At 74.1% G+C, this 15,315-nt stretch carries 15 protein-coding genes; 6 read left to right on the forward strand and 9 right to left on the reverse strand.

Translation table 11 applies throughout. The annotated features are described in order from the left end of the window. Nucleotides 1-17 precede the first annotated feature (17 nt). Nucleotides 18-1,466 (forward strand): MFS transporter, encoded by a 1,449-nt coding sequence (locus NCC78_RS07000; RefSeq protein WP_284706261.1) that lies wholly within the window; start codon nt 18-20, stop codon nt 1,464-1,466. Nucleotides 1,467-1,594: 128 nt separating this feature from the next. Continuing rightward, a complete protein-coding gene (locus NCC78_RS07005) occupies nt 1,595-1,732 on the forward strand; it encodes a hypothetical protein (protein WP_250792545.1) in 138 nt (45 codons plus the stop codon). 291 nt (nt 1,733-2,023) lie between these two features. Here NCC78_RS07005 and NCC78_RS07010 read toward each other — a convergent pair whose 3' ends face one another. Next, nucleotides 2,024-3,199 carry a trans-sulfuration enzyme family protein gene (locus tag NCC78_RS07010; RefSeq protein ID WP_250792547.1) on the reverse strand — a complete coding sequence of 392 codons (1,176 nt, stop codon included), beginning with the start codon at nt 3,197-3,199 and terminating at the stop codon, nt 2,024-2,026. 83 nt (nt 3,200-3,282) lie between these two features. On the opposite strand from NCC78_RS07010, the gene NCC78_RS07015 reads away from it, so the two are divergent. Further along, complete coding sequence (locus NCC78_RS07015) at nt 3,283-3,762, forward strand: Lrp/AsnC family transcriptional regulator (RefSeq protein ID WP_250792549.1); 480 nt, start codon at nt 3,283-3,285, stop codon at nt 3,760-3,762. A gap of 58 nt (nt 3,763-3,820) precedes the next feature. Beyond that, nucleotides 3,821-4,831, forward strand: a complete 1,011-nt coding sequence (locus tag NCC78_RS07020; RefSeq protein ID WP_250792551.1) for an LLM class flavin-dependent oxidoreductase — start codon at nt 3,821-3,823, stop codon at nt 4,829-4,831. Between the two features lie 182 nt (nt 4,832-5,013). On the opposite strand, the gene NCC78_RS32680 is transcribed toward NCC78_RS07020, so the two are convergent. After that, the gene (locus tag NCC78_RS32680; protein WP_443677197.1) at nt 5,014-5,223 is read right to left on the reverse strand and encodes a rhamnogalacturonan lyase family protein; all 210 of its coding nucleotides are present in this window, start codon (nt 5,221-5,223) and stop codon (nt 5,014-5,016) included. A 13-nt stretch (nt 5,224-5,236) separates the two neighbouring features. Next, the gene (locus NCC78_RS32685) at nt 5,237-5,431 is read right to left on the reverse strand and encodes a rhamnogalacturonan lyase family protein (protein WP_443677198.1); all 195 of its coding nucleotides are present in this window, start codon (nt 5,429-5,431) and stop codon (nt 5,237-5,239) included. 49 nt (nt 5,432-5,480) lie between these two features. Here NCC78_RS32685 and NCC78_RS07030 point away from each other — a divergent pair, with 49 nt between their 5' ends. After that, nucleotides 5,481-6,914: a pyridoxal-dependent decarboxylase gene (locus tag NCC78_RS07030; RefSeq protein WP_250792553.1), complete on the forward strand. Its 1,434-nt coding sequence runs from the start codon at nt 5,481-5,483 to the stop codon at nt 6,912-6,914. 93 nt (nt 6,915-7,007) lie between these two features. On the opposite strand, the gene NCC78_RS07035 is transcribed toward NCC78_RS07030, so the two are convergent. The 6 genes from NCC78_RS07035 to NCC78_RS07060 form a co-directional block, all read right to left on the reverse strand. Next, nucleotides 7,008-7,985: a sulfite exporter TauE/SafE family protein gene (locus NCC78_RS07035; RefSeq protein WP_250792555.1), complete on the reverse strand. Its 978-nt coding sequence runs from the start codon at nt 7,983-7,985 to the stop codon at nt 7,008-7,010. Nucleotides 7,986-8,447: 462 nt separating this feature from the next. After that, nucleotides 8,448-8,918, reverse strand: a complete 471-nt coding sequence (locus tag NCC78_RS07040) for an RrF2 family transcriptional regulator (RefSeq protein ID WP_250792557.1) — start codon at nt 8,916-8,918, stop codon at nt 8,448-8,450. Between the two features lie 87 nt (nt 8,919-9,005). Next, the gene (locus NCC78_RS07045; RefSeq protein WP_250792559.1) at nt 9,006-9,890 is read right to left on the reverse strand and encodes an acyl-CoA thioesterase; all 885 of its coding nucleotides are present in this window, start codon (nt 9,888-9,890) and stop codon (nt 9,006-9,008) included. Next, complete coding sequence (gene pyk, locus NCC78_RS07050) at nt 9,887-11,335, reverse strand: pyruvate kinase (protein WP_250792561.1); 1,449 nt, start codon at nt 11,333-11,335, stop codon at nt 9,887-9,889. The genes NCC78_RS07045 and pyk overlap by 4 nt, the downstream gene beginning before the upstream one ends. Before the next feature lie 210 nt (nt 11,336-11,545). Then, the gene (locus tag NCC78_RS07055) at nt 11,546-12,928 is read right to left on the reverse strand and encodes an FAD-binding oxidoreductase (protein WP_250792563.1); all 1,383 of its coding nucleotides are present in this window, start codon (nt 12,926-12,928) and stop codon (nt 11,546-11,548) included. Nucleotides 12,929-13,047: 119 nt separating this feature from the next. Further along, the gene (locus NCC78_RS07060) at nt 13,048-13,413 is read right to left on the reverse strand and encodes a YciI family protein (protein WP_250792565.1); all 366 of its coding nucleotides are present in this window, start codon (nt 13,411-13,413) and stop codon (nt 13,048-13,050) included. A gap of 268 nt (nt 13,414-13,681) precedes the next feature. Between NCC78_RS07060 and NCC78_RS07065 the strand changes: the two genes are divergently transcribed. Then, a partial coding sequence (locus NCC78_RS07065; protein ID WP_250792567.1) for a PAS domain-containing protein occupies nt 13,682-15,315 on the forward strand: 1,634 nt, incomplete at its 3' end.

Raw genomic sequence — 15,315 nt, forward strand, 5'->3', positions numbered from 1 at the left:
CCCGCACGGAGACCCGCATGAAGCGTTCCGGTTCCCCCTCGGCCATCCTCGCCGTACTCGCCGCCATCAGCCTGCTGGCGACGATGCTGCAGACGCTGGTCATCCCGTTCATTCCGAGCTTTCCCGCACTTCTGAACGCCTCGCCCGCCGATGCGTCGTGGGTCGTCACCATCGCGCTCCTGACCGGCGCGATCGTTACGCCGGTCAGCGGGCGCCTCGGTGACCTCTTCGGCAAACGGCGTGCCTTGCTGCTGACGCTCGCCGTGGTGATCATCGGCGCGGTGATCTCCGCCCTGACCAGTTCGCTGTGGCTGATGGTGATCGGCCGTGGGCTGCAGGGCTGTGCGCTCGGGGTGATCCCGCTCGTCCTGGGCATCTTCCGGGACGAACTTCCACCGCGCCGGATTGGCGGGGCGATCGCGCTCCTGACCGCGATGCTCGGCCTCGGTGGCGCGATGGGGATACCACTGGCCGGCCTGGTCGCCGAGCACTTTGATTGGCACGTGCTGTTCTGGGGATCGGCCGGGCTGGGCCTGCTCTGCGCCCTCCTGACCGCGCTGGTGGTGCCGGAGTCGCCGCAGCGCACCGAGGGACGCTTCGACGTCGTCGGTACCCTCGGGCTGACCGTGGGGCTGATCGGCCTGCTCCTGCCGATCGTCAAGGGCGGGCAGTGGGGCTGGGGCAGCACCCGCACGCTCGGCCTTGGCGCGGCGGCTGTCGTCATCCTGCTCGCCTGGGGCTGGCACCAGTTGCGCACCCGCTCCCCCCTCGTCGACCTGGTGCTCTCCGCGCGGCGACCCGTGCTGATGACCAACCTCGCCACCGTCGCGGTCGGCTTCGCGATATTCACCATGCTCTTCGTGTTTCCGCAGATCCTGCAGGCGCCGCTCGCCACCGGCTACGGATTCGGTCAGAGCCTGGTGTGGACGGGGCTCGCCGTCGCCCCGAGCGGAGTACTGGCGCTGCTGCTGACTCCGGTCTCGGCCCGCCTGATCACCCGGTACGGGGCCCGGCTGGCCATGATGCTGGGAGCGATCGTCATCGCCGCCGGCTACGTCTTCATCACGCTACTGATGAACAGCGTCATCGATTTCGTCATCGCCTCGGGCATCATCGGGGCCGGCGCCGGTATCTCGACTGCGGCCACGTCAAAGCTGATCACCGATGCGGTCCCGGTGACCGAGACGGGCTCGGCCAATGGAGTGAACACCCTGATGCGCTCGGTCGGAAGTGCCGCCGCCAGCGCGGTCCTGACCGTGATCCTGGCACAGGTCACGATCACGGTCGGCGCGGCGACGCTGCCCACAGCGGCGGGGTTCCGGACCACGTTTGTCGTCGCGGCTGCGGCGGCAATCATCGGCCTGCTCCTCACGGCGCTCGTCCCGGCCCCACGCCGAGACCCGGCGGGCCGGCACCGGCGCACCGACCTGCTCGCTCGACCCGCCCGAGCCGGCACGGGCGGCTAGCGGGTAGGTCAGGGTGCGCTGCCAGGGTTGGCAGCGTCCGGTCGAACAAGACTTCGCCGACCTCACCCCGATCGCGGGGGGAGCTGACCGGCCTGGACGCCTGCTTCTACTGTCTCGGTGTCTCCGCCGTGGGGCTGGACGAGGCCGCGTATACCCGGGTCAGCTACGACTACCCGATGGCGGCGGCGCGGACGCTGGCCGAGGCGAGCCCGGGCCTGACCTACGTCTCCGTGCCGGCACCGACTCCTCGGAGTGGGACCGGGTGATATGGGCGCGGGTGAAGGGCCGGACGGAGAACGCCGTGCTCGCCCTCCTGCCGAACGGGTACGCCTTCCGGCCGGGCTTCATCCAGCCGACGCACGGCGCGGTGTCGAAGACCGGCTGGTATCGGGCTCTCTACGCGGTCACCGCGCCGCTCGCCCCGTGCTGCGCCGGCTCTTCCGGAAGTACGTCACCACCAGCGACGAGGTGGGGCGGACGATGCTGCGGGTGGCCCGGGAGGGCGCCGCCAAGCGGATGTGGGAGAACGCCGACCTGGCCTGACGACCCGCTCGCGGCTACACCGAGGCGAGCGCCCGCGCCAGGTCGGCGCGCAGGTCCTCCGGGTCCTCCAGGCCGACGGAGATCCGCAGCAGCCCGCCGACCGGCCTGGCCTCCCCCTCGACAGGTCGGTGGGTCAGCGAGGCGGGGTGCTGGATGAGCGTGTCGACGCCGCCGAGCGACACCGCATGGGTGATCAGCCGGCAGGCGCCCGCGACGGTGGCGGCGGCGGCCGCGCCGCCGCGTACCTCGAAGGCGAGCAGGCTGCCGGGGCCGGACATCTGCCGGCCGACCAGCGCGTGCGGGTCGCTGACGCTGGGGTGGTGGACGCGTTCGACGGCCGGGTGGTCGGTGAGCCAGGCGGCGAGCTTCTCCGCGCCGGCCTGCTGGGCGCGAACCCGCACCGGCAGGGTCTGCAGGCCGCGGTGCAGCAGGTACGCGCCGAGGGGGTGCAGGATCGCGCCGGTGAGCGCGCGGACCTGGCGCAGTCGGGCGGCCCAGTCGGCGTCGCAGGCGACCACGCCGGCGAGGACGTCGCCGTGCCCGCCGATGCTCTTGGTGGCGCTGTGCAGCACCAGGGTGGCGCCGTGCCGGACGGGCTGCTGGAGCACGGGGGTGGCGACGGTGTTGTCGACGAGCAGCGGCACGTCGCCGGCGGCGCGGGCGAGGGCGGCGATGTCGACCAGGTCGAGGGTGGGGTTGGCCGGGGTCTCGACGATCACCAGGGCCGTGTCGGGGCGGACGGCGGCGGCGACCTCGTCGGCGCGGGCCCAGGTGACCTCGGTGCCGAGCAGGCCGGTGGCGAGCACGTGGTCGGTGCCGCCGTAGAGGGGGCGGACGGCGACGAGGTGCCGCTTCCCGTCGCGGGTGGCGGCGAGCAGGGTGGCGGTGAGGGCGGCCATGCCGCTGGCGTAGGCGACGGCGTCGGTGGTGCCCTCCAGTTCGGCGAGGGCGGTCTCGAACCGGGCGACGGTGGGGTTCCAGAGGCGCTGGTAGACGGCGCTGCCGCCGGCCGGGAGGGTGCCGCCGGTGGCGAGGGTCTCGTACGCGTCGCCGCCGGCGTCCACCGAGGGCAGCGGGTTGGTGGTGGAGAAGTCGATCGGCGGCACGTGGACGCCGAGCGCGGCGAGGTCGTCGCGGCCGGCGTGCACGGCTCGGGTGTCCACGGTCGTCATGCCGGAAGGATCGAACATCCCATCGGCTCACGGCAAGGCTTTCGCAGATGATTCGGCAAGAATGCTTGGATAAGGGTCAGGATTCGGTGGAGGATGCAGACATGCCCCTCGCAACGAATGATGTGCGGCCGTTCGCGGCCCTGGACGACACCGACCGCGCGATCCTGACCGAACTGGCCGCCGACGGCCGGCTGCCGAACAACGCCCTCGCCGAGCGGGTCGGGGTGGCGCCGTCGACCTGCCTGGCACGGACCCGGGCGTTGCGGGAGTGCGGGGCGATCCGGGGTTTCCACGCGGAGGTGGATCCGGCGGCGGTGGGGCTGCCGTTGCAGGCGCTGGTGTCGGTGCGGTTGACCGCGCACGAGCGGGCGGCGGTGGACGCCTTCCGGGCCCGGTCGGTACGGCTGCCGGGGGTGGTGGCGGTCTTCCACGTGGCGGGCGCGGAGGACTACGTGCTGCACGTGCGGGCCGCGTCGGGTGACGCGCTGCGGGACTTCGTGCTGGATCACCTGGCGGTGGATCCGGTGGTGCAGCACACCCAGACGAGCCTCATCTTCGAACAGGCCCGCGGCGTGGGCTGAGCGTGGTTCGGGGTCGCTGGCAGGAACAAAGCCGACGCGGGACGGGTTGACCAGACGCGTGATCGACGTACCGCTCTCCGTTCTTGATCTTGCCCCGGTCGCCGCCGGCACCACCGCCGGCGCGGCCCTGCGGCACACCACCGAGCTGGCCCGCCGCACGGAGGAGCTGGGGTACCACCGCTTCTGGGTGGCCGAGCACCACAACATGCCGGCGATCGCCAGTAGCGCGCCGGCGGTGCTCCTGGCGCACCTGGCGGCGCACACCTCGACGATCCGGCTGGGCTCGGGCGGGGTGATGCTGCCCAACCACGCGCCGCTGGTGGTGGCCGAGCAGTTCGGCACCCTGGAGGCGCTGCACCCGGGCCGGATCGACCTGGGCATCGGCCGCGCCCCCGGCACCGACCAGGTGACCGCGCTGGCGCTGCGCCGGACGATGGAGGGGCTGTCGGCGGAGGGCTTCCCCCGGGAGCTGGCGGACCTGATGAACTACTTCAGCGGCGAGCAGCCGGGGCCGATCACGGCCACCCCGGGTCGCGGCGAGCAGCCGGCGGTCTGGCTCCTCGGCTCCAGCGGGTTCAGCGCCCAGTTGGCCGGGCTGCTGGGGCTGCCGTTCTCCTTCGCGCACCACTTCAGCGCGCAGAACACGCTGCCCGCGCTGGCGCTGTACCGGCAGAGCTTCCGGCCGTCGCGGTGGCTGGAGAAGCCGTACGCGATGGTGGCGGTCAACGCGGTCTGCGCGGAGACCGACGAGCGGGCGCGGTGGCTGGCCGGGCCGAGCGCGTTGTCGTTTTTGAAGCTGCGTTCGGGGCGTCCGGAGCCCCTGGCGACGCCCGAGGAGGCGGCGGCGTACCCGTACAACGAGTTCGAGCGGGAGTTCGTCGAGCAGCGCCGGGAGGGCCAGGCGATGGGCTCGCTGGAGACGGTACGCCGGCAGCTGGGCGACCTGCTGGCCCGCACCGGCGCCGACGAGCTGATGCTGACCACGCTGGTGTACGACGTGGCCGACCGGGTGCGCTCGTTCGAGCTGATCGCCGAGCGGGTGGCCGGCGGCCTGCGCCGGGACGCCTGAAACACGATCTTCACGTCGGTGTCACCCCGCCGACCCTGAGCCTGCCTAGTGTTGTCCTCGGTGGTGGTACGGCATTCCTGGTCGGGACGGGTCGGGGATGCCGCGGTGTGGCGCACCGGGCCGGAGCTGTGCGGATTCCGCGGCTGCGGCCCGGTGCCTGCCGTTGGCGTCGGGGTGGGGTTTCAGCGCAGGTAGACGCGGGGCGTCGGCGGGGTGGCCATGCCCGCGCCGATGAAGAAGCCCGGGTGCGGGGGCTGGTTGTCGGCGGTGTTCTGCCAGGCGACCGCGACCCGGTACTGCGGGTCGTGCATCAGGGTGTGGATCCGGGTGGTCGTCGGGGTGGGCGTGCTGTGGATGCGCAGCGCCCGGCTGTCAGCGGTCGGCCAGACCACCTCCTCGCGCCACTTACCGAGGATGTCGCCGGAGAGCGCCGGGTGGACTTCGTGCCGTTGTTCGACGCCACGCCGCCGCCGGGGTGAGCAGGCGGGTGTCCCCGCCGGTGGCGTACTTGTCGATCCGGGTGCCGTCGAGCAGCTCACGGACGGGGTCGCCGTCCCACCACACGAGGAAGAAGTTCGCCGACGACGGGTTTTTCCGCACAACACGCCGGGTGCTTGCCCCACGACCGGTTTCTTGATCGACTCGTCGGGTGGCTGAGCACATGACCCCGGACGAGTTCCGTCGCGCCGGGCACGCCGTGGTGGACTGGATCGCCGACTACTGGGCGACGCTCGGGCAGCGCCCGGTGACCTCGCAGGATGCGCCGGGAGCGGTCGCGGCCCGGCTGCCCGCCGGCCCGCCGGAGAAGGGCGAACCGATTGAGGCGGTCCTGGCCGACCTGGACACGCTGATCACCCCGGGGCTGACGCACTGGCAGCACCCCGGCTTCTTCGGCTACTTTCCCGCCAACACCAGCGGCCCGAGCGTCCTGGGCGATCTGGTCAGCTCCGGCCTCGGCGTGCAGGGCATGCTCTGGGCGACCGGGCCCGCCTGCACCGAGCTGGAGACGGCGATGCTGGACTGGCTCGCCGACCTGCTGGACCTGCCGGCGCGGTTCCGCTGCGCCGCCGCCGGCGGCGGCGTCATCCAGGACTCCGCCTCCTCCGCGACCCTGGTGGCCACCCTCGCCGCGCTGCACCGGGCCAGCGGGGGTCGCTGGCGCGACGGCGGCATCGACCGCCGCTACCGGGCGTACACCTCGACGCAGGGGCACTCCTCGATCGAGAAGGCGGCCCGGATCGCCGGGCTGGGCACCGACGGGGTACGCCCGGTCGAGGTCGACCCGCGGACGCTGGCGATGCGTCCGGAGGCGCTGCGCGCGGCGATCGAGGCTGATCTCGCCGCCGGCGTGGTGCCGGCGATCGTGGTGGCCACCGTCGGCACCACCTCCACGACCGCCATCGACCCGCTGCCCGAGATCGGTGCGATCTGCGCCGAGTTCGGCGTGTGGCTGCACGTCGACGCCGCATATGCGGGGGCGGCGGCGGTCTGCCCGGAGCTGCGCTGGTCGCACGCCGGCCTGGAGCACGCCGATTCGTACTGCTTCGATCCGCACAAGTGGCTGCTCACCGGCTTCGACTGCGACGCGTTCTGGGTGGCCGACCGGGGAGAGCTGATCGAGGCGCTGACTGTGCTGCCGGAGTACCTGCGCAACGCGGCCACCGAATCCGGCGCGGTCATCGACTACCGGGACTGGCAGGTGCCGCTGGGCCGCCGGTTCCGCGCCCTGAAGCTGTGGTTCGTGCTGCGCTGGTACGGCGTCGAGGGGCTGCGCGCGCACATCCGGTCCGGGGTGGCGCTGGCCGCCCGGTTCGCCGACCGGGTCCGGGCCGACGACCGGTTCGAGCTGGCCGCCGCGCACCCCTTCGCGCTGGTCTGCTTCCGGCTGCGCGGCGACGACGAGGTCAACGCGGAGCTGCTGGCCCGGGTGAACGCGACCGGCCGGGTGCACCTGACGCACACCCGGGTGGAAGGTCGGTACACGCTGCGCCTGGCCGTCGGCTCTCCCCAGACCACCGAGGAGCACGTCGACGAGGCCTGGGGCCTGCTCACCGACGCCGCGCACACCCTCCTCCCCCACTGACCCCCGGCAGCGCGACGAGCCTCGTCGAGATCTTGGACGGAATGGGCCCCCGGAGGGGCCGTTTCCCTCCAAGATCTCGCCGGTGACCCGGGGTCAGTGCCTTCCCGCGGGCGCCGGCACAGGTGCGGTCCCCGGCTCCGGGGCCGCGAGGGCGGCAGCGCCGGCCGGGTGGGGGGACGGGGCGGCGAGGGCGGCCTCGACGAGGGCCCGCTCGCGGCGGGTGCGGCGCAGGGCCCGTACCGCGAGCACCAGCGCGACCAGCCAGCCGACGGCGAGCAGCACGTAGACCACCGGCGGCACGGCGCCGCCGAGGTCACCGGCGCGCAGCAGGGTGCGGGCGTTGGGCAGCACGAACACCCCGCCGATCACGGCGCCGAGCAGTTGGGCGGGGACGATCCGGACCAGCCACGCGGCGACCGGCGCGGCGATCAGGCCGCCGACGAGCAGCGCGGCCACCATGGGCAGCAGGAAGCCCTCGGAGCCGAGGCCGATGAGGAAGCCGATGCTGGCCGCGCCGGCCACCACGAACTCGGAGGTGTCGACCGAGCCGATCACCTTGCGTGGCTCCATCCGGCCGGAGACCAGCAGCGCGGGCGTGGCGACCGGGCCCCACCCGCCACCGCCGGTGGCGTCGACGAAACCGGCGACCAGGCCGAGCGGGGCGAGGAAGCGGCCGCGCAGCCGGCCGGCGGCCCGGTTGGCGCGCAGCGGGCGGGAGAAGCGCACCAGCAGGTACGCGCCGAGGGTGCACAGGATCCCGGCCATCCAGGGTGCGGCGGCGGTGGTGGAGATGGCGCTGAGGAAGGTCGCGCCGGCGAAGGCGCCGATCGCACCCGGCAGGGCGATCCGGGCGACCACCCGCCAGTCGACGTTGCCGAACCGCCAGTGCGCCACCCCGGCGGCGAGCGTGGTGCCGATCTCGGCCAGGTGCACCGAGGCCGAGGCGGCGGCCGGCGCGACGCCGACGAAGAGCAGCAGCGTCGAGGAGGTCAGGCCGTACGCCATGCCGAGCGCGCCATCGACGAGTTGCGCGGCGAGCCCGACCAGCGCGAGGACCAGCAGCTTACGCACGAGCGCCCCCTGACTTCCTGGCATCTCCTATCGACTTGGTCGACAATGCGGCACCGGGCGCGCCGGGTCAAGTCCCTGATCGGTCAGTGGGACGACGACCACCCAAGCGGCGGACCAGTCCGAAGGGAGTCCCGCTCGCACGGACGGGACAGGTCGACAGCGCCGGCTGGTCGACCGGCGCGGCAAGCCCCGTCGGGTGGCCGGGCCGGCCCCGGCGCCCGGTTCCCCGGGGGGCGGCACACAGCCGGCCGGGCGGGAAAACGGCCGCGGCAGGAACCGGCCTCAGGGCGGGACACGCGTGGCGGGCCCAGCGCCGGGCCGACGCACAACAGGCGCCGAGGCGAGGCCGACGCACAACAGGCCCAGGGCGAGGCCGACCCGAGCCGGCCCCGGGACGGGACCGACGCGAGGCGGACCAGGGCCCGGGCCAGGTGGGCCGGGCGCGGGGTCAGGGGCGGTCGATCAGGTCCAGGCGCGGGGGTCGGCCGCCAGTTCGGTCACCCGGCCGGGCAGCGTGCCGGCGGCCACGTCGGCCACGGTGACCAGCTCAAGGATCTCGCGCTCGCTGGCGCGCAGCGCGATCCAGACCTCCTGCAGGGCCCGGGCCGCGCCGTGGTAGCCGAGGTCCTCGGGGCGCTGCCCGCGTACGTGGGCGAGCGGGCCGTCGATCACCCGGATCACCTCGGCCAGTGAGATCTCCTCCGCCGGCCGGGCCAGCCAGTAGCCGCCCTCCGGGCCGCGCTGGGCGTGCACGATGCCGCCCCGGCGCAGTTGCAGCAGGATGCTCTCCAGGAACTTGGGCGGGATCTCCTGGGCGCGGGCGATCTGCTCGGCGGTCACCGGCCGACCTCGCCCGGCCACGGCGCTGCCGGTCACCGAGGCGAGCTCGGCGACCGCTCGGAGGGCGTAGTCGACCCGGGCGGAGAGACGCATGCCGGACAGGTTAGCCCGCTGGTCACCCCGCCCGGACGATCACCCCTCGGCCGATCGGCCACGGGTGGTGTGCTGCGATCGGGGGGCTCAGGCGCCGACGCGGCGCAGCAGCCCCTCCTGCACGGCGCTGGCGATGTGCCGCCCGTCTGTGGTGAACATGCGGCCGGTGGCGAGCCCGCGCGCGCCCGAGGCCGACGGGCTCCAGCAGTCGTAGAGGAACCACTCGTCGGCGCGGAAGGACCGGTGGAACCAGAGCGCGTGGTCGAGGCTGGCCCCCACCACGCCGCCGGGGCCCCACACCTCGCCGTGCACCGAGAGCACCGAGTCCAGCAGGGTCAGGTCGGAGGCGTACGCCAGGGCGCAGGCGTGCAGCAGCGGATCGTCGGGCAGCTTGCCGTCGATGCGCATCCACACCCGCTGGTGCGGGTCGGCGGGGCGGTCGCCGGGGCGTACCCAGCCGGGCTCGCCGACGTAGCGGACGTCGATCGGGCGCGGGATCTGGCCCCAGATGCCGAGCCGTTCGGGATAGCGGGAGAGCCGGTCGGTCATCGTCGGGACCTCGTCGGGCCCCGGCACGTCGGGCGGGGTGGGGGCCTGGTGGTCGAGGCCCTCCTCCTCGCGCTGGAACGACGCGGACATGAAGAAGATCGGCTTGTCGTGCTGGAGCGCGACCGCGCGGCGCACCGAGAAGGACCGGCCGTCGCGGATGTTCTCCACCTGGTACTCGATCGGCTCGACCGGGTCGCCCGGCCGGACGAAGTAGCCGTGCAGGGAGTGCACGAAGCGCTCCGCGTCGACGGTGCGCCCGGCGGCGACCAGGGCCTGGCCGGCGACCTGACCGCCGTACACCCGTTGCGGGCCGACCGGCGGGCTCATTCCCCGGAAGGTCATCTCGCCGGTGTGGTCCAGGTCGAGGACCTCGAGCAGCTGGTCGACCGCCGCCTGGCCGGTCGCCGCGGGATGCTCGGTCACTGCAGGGCCCGCGCGGACGCGGCGTCGACCAGCGAGCCGAGCTGGTGTACGCGCAGCGTGTTGGTCGAGCCGGGGGTGCCGGGCGGGCTGCCGGCGACGATCACCACGTAGTCGCCGGGGTTGGCCCGGTTGAGCCCGAGCAGCGCCTGGTCGACTTGGCGGAACATGTCGTCGGTGTGCTCGACGAAGGGCATCAGGAAGGTCTCCACGCCCCAGGAGAGAGCGAGTTGGTTGCGCACCTCGGGCACCGGGGTGAAGGCCAGCAGCGGCAGGTCGCAGTGCAGCCGGGAGAGGCGCTTGACGGTGTCGCCGGTCTGCGAGAAGGCCACCAGGGCCTTCGCGCCGATGGCCCGGGCGATCGAGGAGGCGCCGACGGTGAGCGCGCCGCCGTGCGTACGCGGGTCGTGCTGGAGGCGGGGCACCCCGATCGAGCCGGACTCGGTGGTGGTGACGATCTTGGCCATGGTGCTGACGGTGAGCACCGGGTACTTGCCGACGCTGGTCTCGCCGGAGAGCATCACCGCGTCCGCGCCGTCGAGCACGGCGTTGGCGACGTCGGAGGCCTCGGCGCGGGTCGGCCGCGAATTCTCGATCATGGAGTCGAGCATCTGGGTGGCCACGATGACCGGCTTGGCGTTCTCCCGGCAGAGCTGCACGGCGCGCTTCTGCACCAGCGGGACCTGGTCCAGCGGCAGCTCGACGCCGAGGTCGCCACGGGCCACCATGACGCCGTCGAAGGCCAGCACGATCGCCTCGAGGTGGTCGACCGCCTCCGGCTTCTCGACCTTGGCCAGCACCGGGCGGTGCACGCCCTCCTCGGCCATGATGCCGTGCACCAGCTTGATGTCGTCGGCGGAGCGGACGAAGGAGAGCGCGATCAGGTCGACGCCGAGGCCGAGGGCGAAGCGCAGGTCCTCGGCGTCCTTGTCGGACATGGCGGGGACGCTGACGGCCACGTTGGGCAGCGAGACGCCCTTGTTGTTGGAGACCGGTCCGCCCTCGGTGACCAGGCAGCGGATGTCGTTGCCGGTGACGTCGGTGACCTCGACGGCGACGCGGCCGTCGTCGATGAGCAGCCGGTCGCCGGGCTTCACCTCCTGCGGCAGCTTGCTATAGGTGCAGGAGACGCGGTCCTTGGTGCCGATGACCTCGTCACCGGTGATCACCACCGAGTCGCCGGTACGCCACTCGTGCGGGCCGTCGGCGAACCGGCCGAGCCGGATCTTGGGGCCCTGCAGGTCGGCGAGGACGGCCACCGGCCGGCCGGCCGCCTCGGCGGCTTCGCGCACGAGGTGGTAGACGGCCTCGTGATCGGCGTGGCTGCCGTGGCTGAAGTTGAGCCTCGCCACGTTCATGCCGGCCTCGACGAGGCCCCGGATGCGCTCCGGCGACGAGGTGGCGGGGCCAAGAGTGCAGACGATCTTCGCGCGGCGTGTCACGCCCATCAGGCTAGTCTCTCCTCCGGGTCGGACCACGGGCCGACCCCTTGCGGACTGCGGAACTAATTGTCCAACGACGCGCGATCCGCGCGCAGCCGGCGGGCGGAACCCACGCCGGGAACGTTGAGCTGGCGGGCATCGGCGACCGCGCGCCGGAATCGTACGCCCCCGGCGCGACCGGACACTGGGGTGCTCCGACGCCTGAGCCCGCGACCGTCACCCCGGCCCGGGCGACGGCGGGAGCGTGGGCACTGCGGAGAAGACGCCCCGCGGGTCGTAGCGGCGCTTCGCCCGGCGCAGCCGCTCCCAGTTGGCGCCGTAGGCCAGCCGGACCCGGTCGGTCTCGTCCGGAGCGAGCAGGTTGGGGTAGCCGCCGGGCAGGGCGTGCGGGGCGAGCGCGGCGCAGGTCCGCTCGGCCCAGTCCCGGTGCGCCCCGGCGTCGTCGCCGGGCGGCCAGACCGCGATCACCTCGGCGAGCAGGTGCTCGGCGCGCAGCCCGAACGCGGTGTCGCCGATCCCGACGCGGCTGGCGGCGCCGTGGAAGTGGTGCAGGGCCAGCGCCGAGAACGGCGAGCTGATCCGGCGGGCGGCGTCGACGAGCACCTCGACGGCGGCGTCGGTGAGCTCCGGCAGCCAGCGGGTACGCAGCAGGTAGTGGTTGCCGTCGACCATGCCGCCGTCGAACATCCGCAGCACCGCGTCGTACGGCAGCGGGGCGACCTGGTCGACGACCGGGGTGCCGAGCGCGCGGAGCCGGTCCACCCACGGCCCCCCGGCAGCCGCATCCGGGCCGCTGAAGATGGGGAAGACGAAGACCAGCGGCTCCCCTTGCGGGCCGCCGAGGAAGCCGGCCATCACGGTCAACTCGTCGGGTGCCTCGGCGAGCAGTTCGCGGTGGCCGCGCAGCACGGCGGGCGCCTGCTCGAGCGGGAACATGATCATCCCGGCGAGGGCGGCCGGCAGCCGGTGCGCCCGGTAGCGCAGGCTCGTCACCACTCCGAAGTTGCCGCCGCCGCCGCGCAACGCCCAGTACAGCTCGGCGTCGTGCTCCGCGTCGGCGGTCACCCGGCGGCCGTCGGCGAGCACCACCTCGGCGCCGAGCAGGTTGTCCAGGGCCAGCCCGTACCGGCCGCAGAGCGGCCCGTACCCACCGGCCAGGGTGAGGCCGGCCATGCCGACGGCGCGGACCACGCCGGTGGCCACGACCAGGTCGTGCGGGCCGGTGACGGCGAGCACGTCGGCGGCGGTGGCTCCGCCGCCGACGGTGACCACCCCGGCCGCCGGGTCGACATCGACCCGGCGCAGGGCGGTCAGGTCGAGCACGAGGCCACCGTCGCGCAGCGCCCGGCCGGCCCAGTCGTGCCCGCCGCAGCGCACGGACAGCGGCAGGTGACACTGCCGGGCGACGCGGACGGCCAGCGCCACCTCGTCGGCGTCGACGCAGCGGGCGACCAGCGCGGGTGAGCGGTCGACGGCGGCGTTCCACAGCCGGGTGGCGGCGGCGAAGGCGGGATCGGCCGGCAGCAGCAGCCGGTCACCGAGGGCGTCGCGCAGGCGCGCGGCGGCGAACTGGACGTCGGGGGTGGCGGTGGAGGTCATGGCGACTCCTCGACCGGGGCGGTCGCCGGCGCCCGGTGCGCCGGGAGCGGCGGTCCTCGCTGCGCGCGAACGTAGCACCGGGTGCCCGGCGGGCGCCGTCACCATGACGACAGGGGGGCTCAGCCTCCCGTCTTGACCAGCGGGAACTCCAGCGAGCCGGCCGGGCAGAGGAAGGTCATCACGTCCACCCGGTAGAGCCCGGCCTGCACCGCCGGGTCGGCCTCCATCACGCTGCGCACGTCGTCGACGGAGCCGGTGCGGGCCAGGCCGAAGCCGATCGGCGGCGCCGGTTCGCGGGCCGGGCCGTCCACCGAGCCGGCGACCAGGATGATGCCGCGGCGCTGCAACGCTCCCATGTGCTCGAAGTGTTCGGCCTGCAACCGTTGGACCGTCTCCGGGGCCAGCGCCCGTCCGGCCGCGCCGGGATACAGCACGATGCACTCGTACGTGTCGAGCGCGAAGTCGACCTGCGGCACTCCCGTCATGGCGTTCCCTCCCGCGTCGCGCCGGGGCGCGGCGACGGAGTGTCGGCGCCGACCGGCAGGGGCTCAGCGTCGCACGGGCCGCGTGCCGGCACGGGCGCTCCGGTCAACTCCGCGGCGGGGCGGGCCGCGCTCGCCCGGTTGTCGACGCGCTACGCCGTTCCGCCCCGGGCCCGTCCCGGATTGTCATGATCATCCCCCGCCGTCCGCCCACCGGCGCTGGTACGGTCCGACAGGTGGCGGATGTCCGCGGCGCCGAACGGAGGTGGCCGTGACCGACGGGTTGCGCGGCAAGGTCCGGGAGGCCACCGAGCGGAGGCGGGCCCGGAGGGCCGAGGCGACCGCCCGGGCCGACCAGCAGCGCGCCGACCGGCGGTTCCGCGCCCTGGCGGAGACGTCGAACGCGGTGATCTGGACCGCGGACGCCAGCGGTGGAACCGCCGAGCCGCAGCCGTCCTGGGAGGCGTACACCGGGCAGCGGTGGCCGGAGTACGCCGGGGACGGCTGGACGGCGGCGCTGCACCCCGAGGACCGGGCGCGGGTCGTGGCGGCGTGGCGCGAGGTGGTGGCCGGCGACGCGACCCGGTTCGAGATCGACGGGCGGCTCCGGCACGCGGCGAGCGGCGGGCACCGGCACGTCGCGCTGCGGGCGGCCGGGCTGCGGGACGCCGATGGCGCGATCACCGACTGGATCGGCACCGTCCGGGACACCCACGACCGGGTGGTCGCCGAGTCGGCGGCGCGGCGCACCGCGGCGATCAGCGAGGCGTTGCTGGCCGCCTCCCCGGTCGGCTTCGGCCTGGTCGACACGGAGCTGCGCTATCTCCAGGTGAACCCGGCGCTCGCCGCGCTCAACGGGCTGCCGGCCGAGCGGCACCTGGGCCGGCGCCCGAGCGAGGTGCTGCCCATCTACGAGCCGCGCGTCGAGGAGCTGATGCGCGAGGCGCTGGCGCGGGGACCGATCGTCGGGGTCGAGTTCGACGCCGACGAGGTGGCGCCGGGCGCCGGCCGGCGGCACCTGGTGGCCAGCTACTTCCCGATCCGGATCGCGGCCACCGACGAACTGGTCGGGCTCGGCTTCACCGTGGTCGACGTCAGCGAGCGCACCCGCCTGATGGACGCCCTGAGCGAGCAGCGGGCCCGCTACGAGCGGCTCGCCGCCACCGACGTGCTGGCCGTCTTCGGCGGCGAGGGGCCCCGCGTCACCGAGGCGAACGACGCTTTCCTGGCCATGCTCGGCTACACCCGCGCCGACGTCGCTGAGGGGCGGCTGAGCGGGCCGGGGCTCACTCCCCCGGGCTGGGAGGCGGCCGACGAGCGGGCGCTGGCCGAGCTGGCGACGACCGGGCGGGCCCCGGCGTACGACAAGGAGTACCGGCACCGCGACGGGCGCCGGGTGCCGGTGCTGATCGGGGTGGTCGCCCTTCAGCGGGAGCCGTTGCGCTGGTTGGCGTACGCGACGGACCTGACCGCCGAGCGGGCCACCCAGGCGGAGCTGCGGCTGTTCCAGGCGCTGGTGGAGCGCTCCGGGGACTTCATCGCGGTGGCGACGCCGGACGGTCGGGCGATCTACGTCAACCCGGCCGGGCGGGACCTGATCGGCCTGGACGCGGCCGCGGCCGTGACCGACCTGCGGCTGGTCGACGTCGCGACGCCGCAGGTGCACGACGTGTGGCGGCAGGAGCTGATCCCGGCGGCGCTGCGCGAAGGCCACCACCGGGCGGAGAGCCGGCTGGTCCGGCTGGACAGCGGCGCGCAGTTCGACGTGGACCACCAGACGTTCACCGTCACCACCGGCGACGGCCGCGACACCACCGCCTTCGTGGCGACGGTGGCCCGGGACGTCAGCGACCGGCAGCGGGCGCTGCGCCAGGCCGAGGCGCTGTCCCGGCTGGCCGGCGGGCT

This window comes from Micromonospora phytophila, from assembly GCF_023656545.1.
Lineage (GTDB): Bacteria > Actinomycetota > Actinomycetes > Mycobacteriales > Micromonosporaceae > Micromonospora > Micromonospora phytophila.

Excerpts from the sequence above, each read along its gene's own strand:
- NCC78_RS07010 (WP_250792547.1), bottom strand. The coding sequence starts at position 3,199 with ATGTTCGATCCTTCCGGCATGACGACCGTGGACACCCGAGCCGTGCAC.
- pyk (WP_250792561.1), bottom strand. The coding sequence starts at position 11,335 with ATGGGCGTGACACGCCGCGCGAAGATCGTCTGCACTCTTGGCCCCGCC.
- NCC78_RS07015 (WP_250792549.1), top strand. The coding sequence starts at position 3,283 with ATGCCCCTCGCAACGAATGATGTGCGGCCGTTCGCGGCCCTGGACGAC.
- NCC78_RS07000 (WP_284706261.1), top strand. The coding sequence starts at position 18 with ATGAAGCGTTCCGGTTCCCCCTCGGCCATCCTCGCCGTACTCGCCGCC.
- NCC78_RS07040 (WP_250792557.1), bottom strand. The coding sequence starts at position 8,918 with ATGCGTCTCTCCGCCCGGGTCGACTACGCCCTCCGAGCGGTCGCCGAG.
- NCC78_RS07060 (WP_250792565.1), bottom strand. The coding sequence starts at position 13,413 with ATGACGGGAGTGCCGCAGGTCGACTTCGCGCTCGACACGTACGAGTGC.
- NCC78_RS07055 (WP_250792563.1), bottom strand. The coding sequence starts at position 12,928 with ATGACCTCCACCGCCACCCCCGACGTCCAGTTCGCCGCCGCGCGCCTG.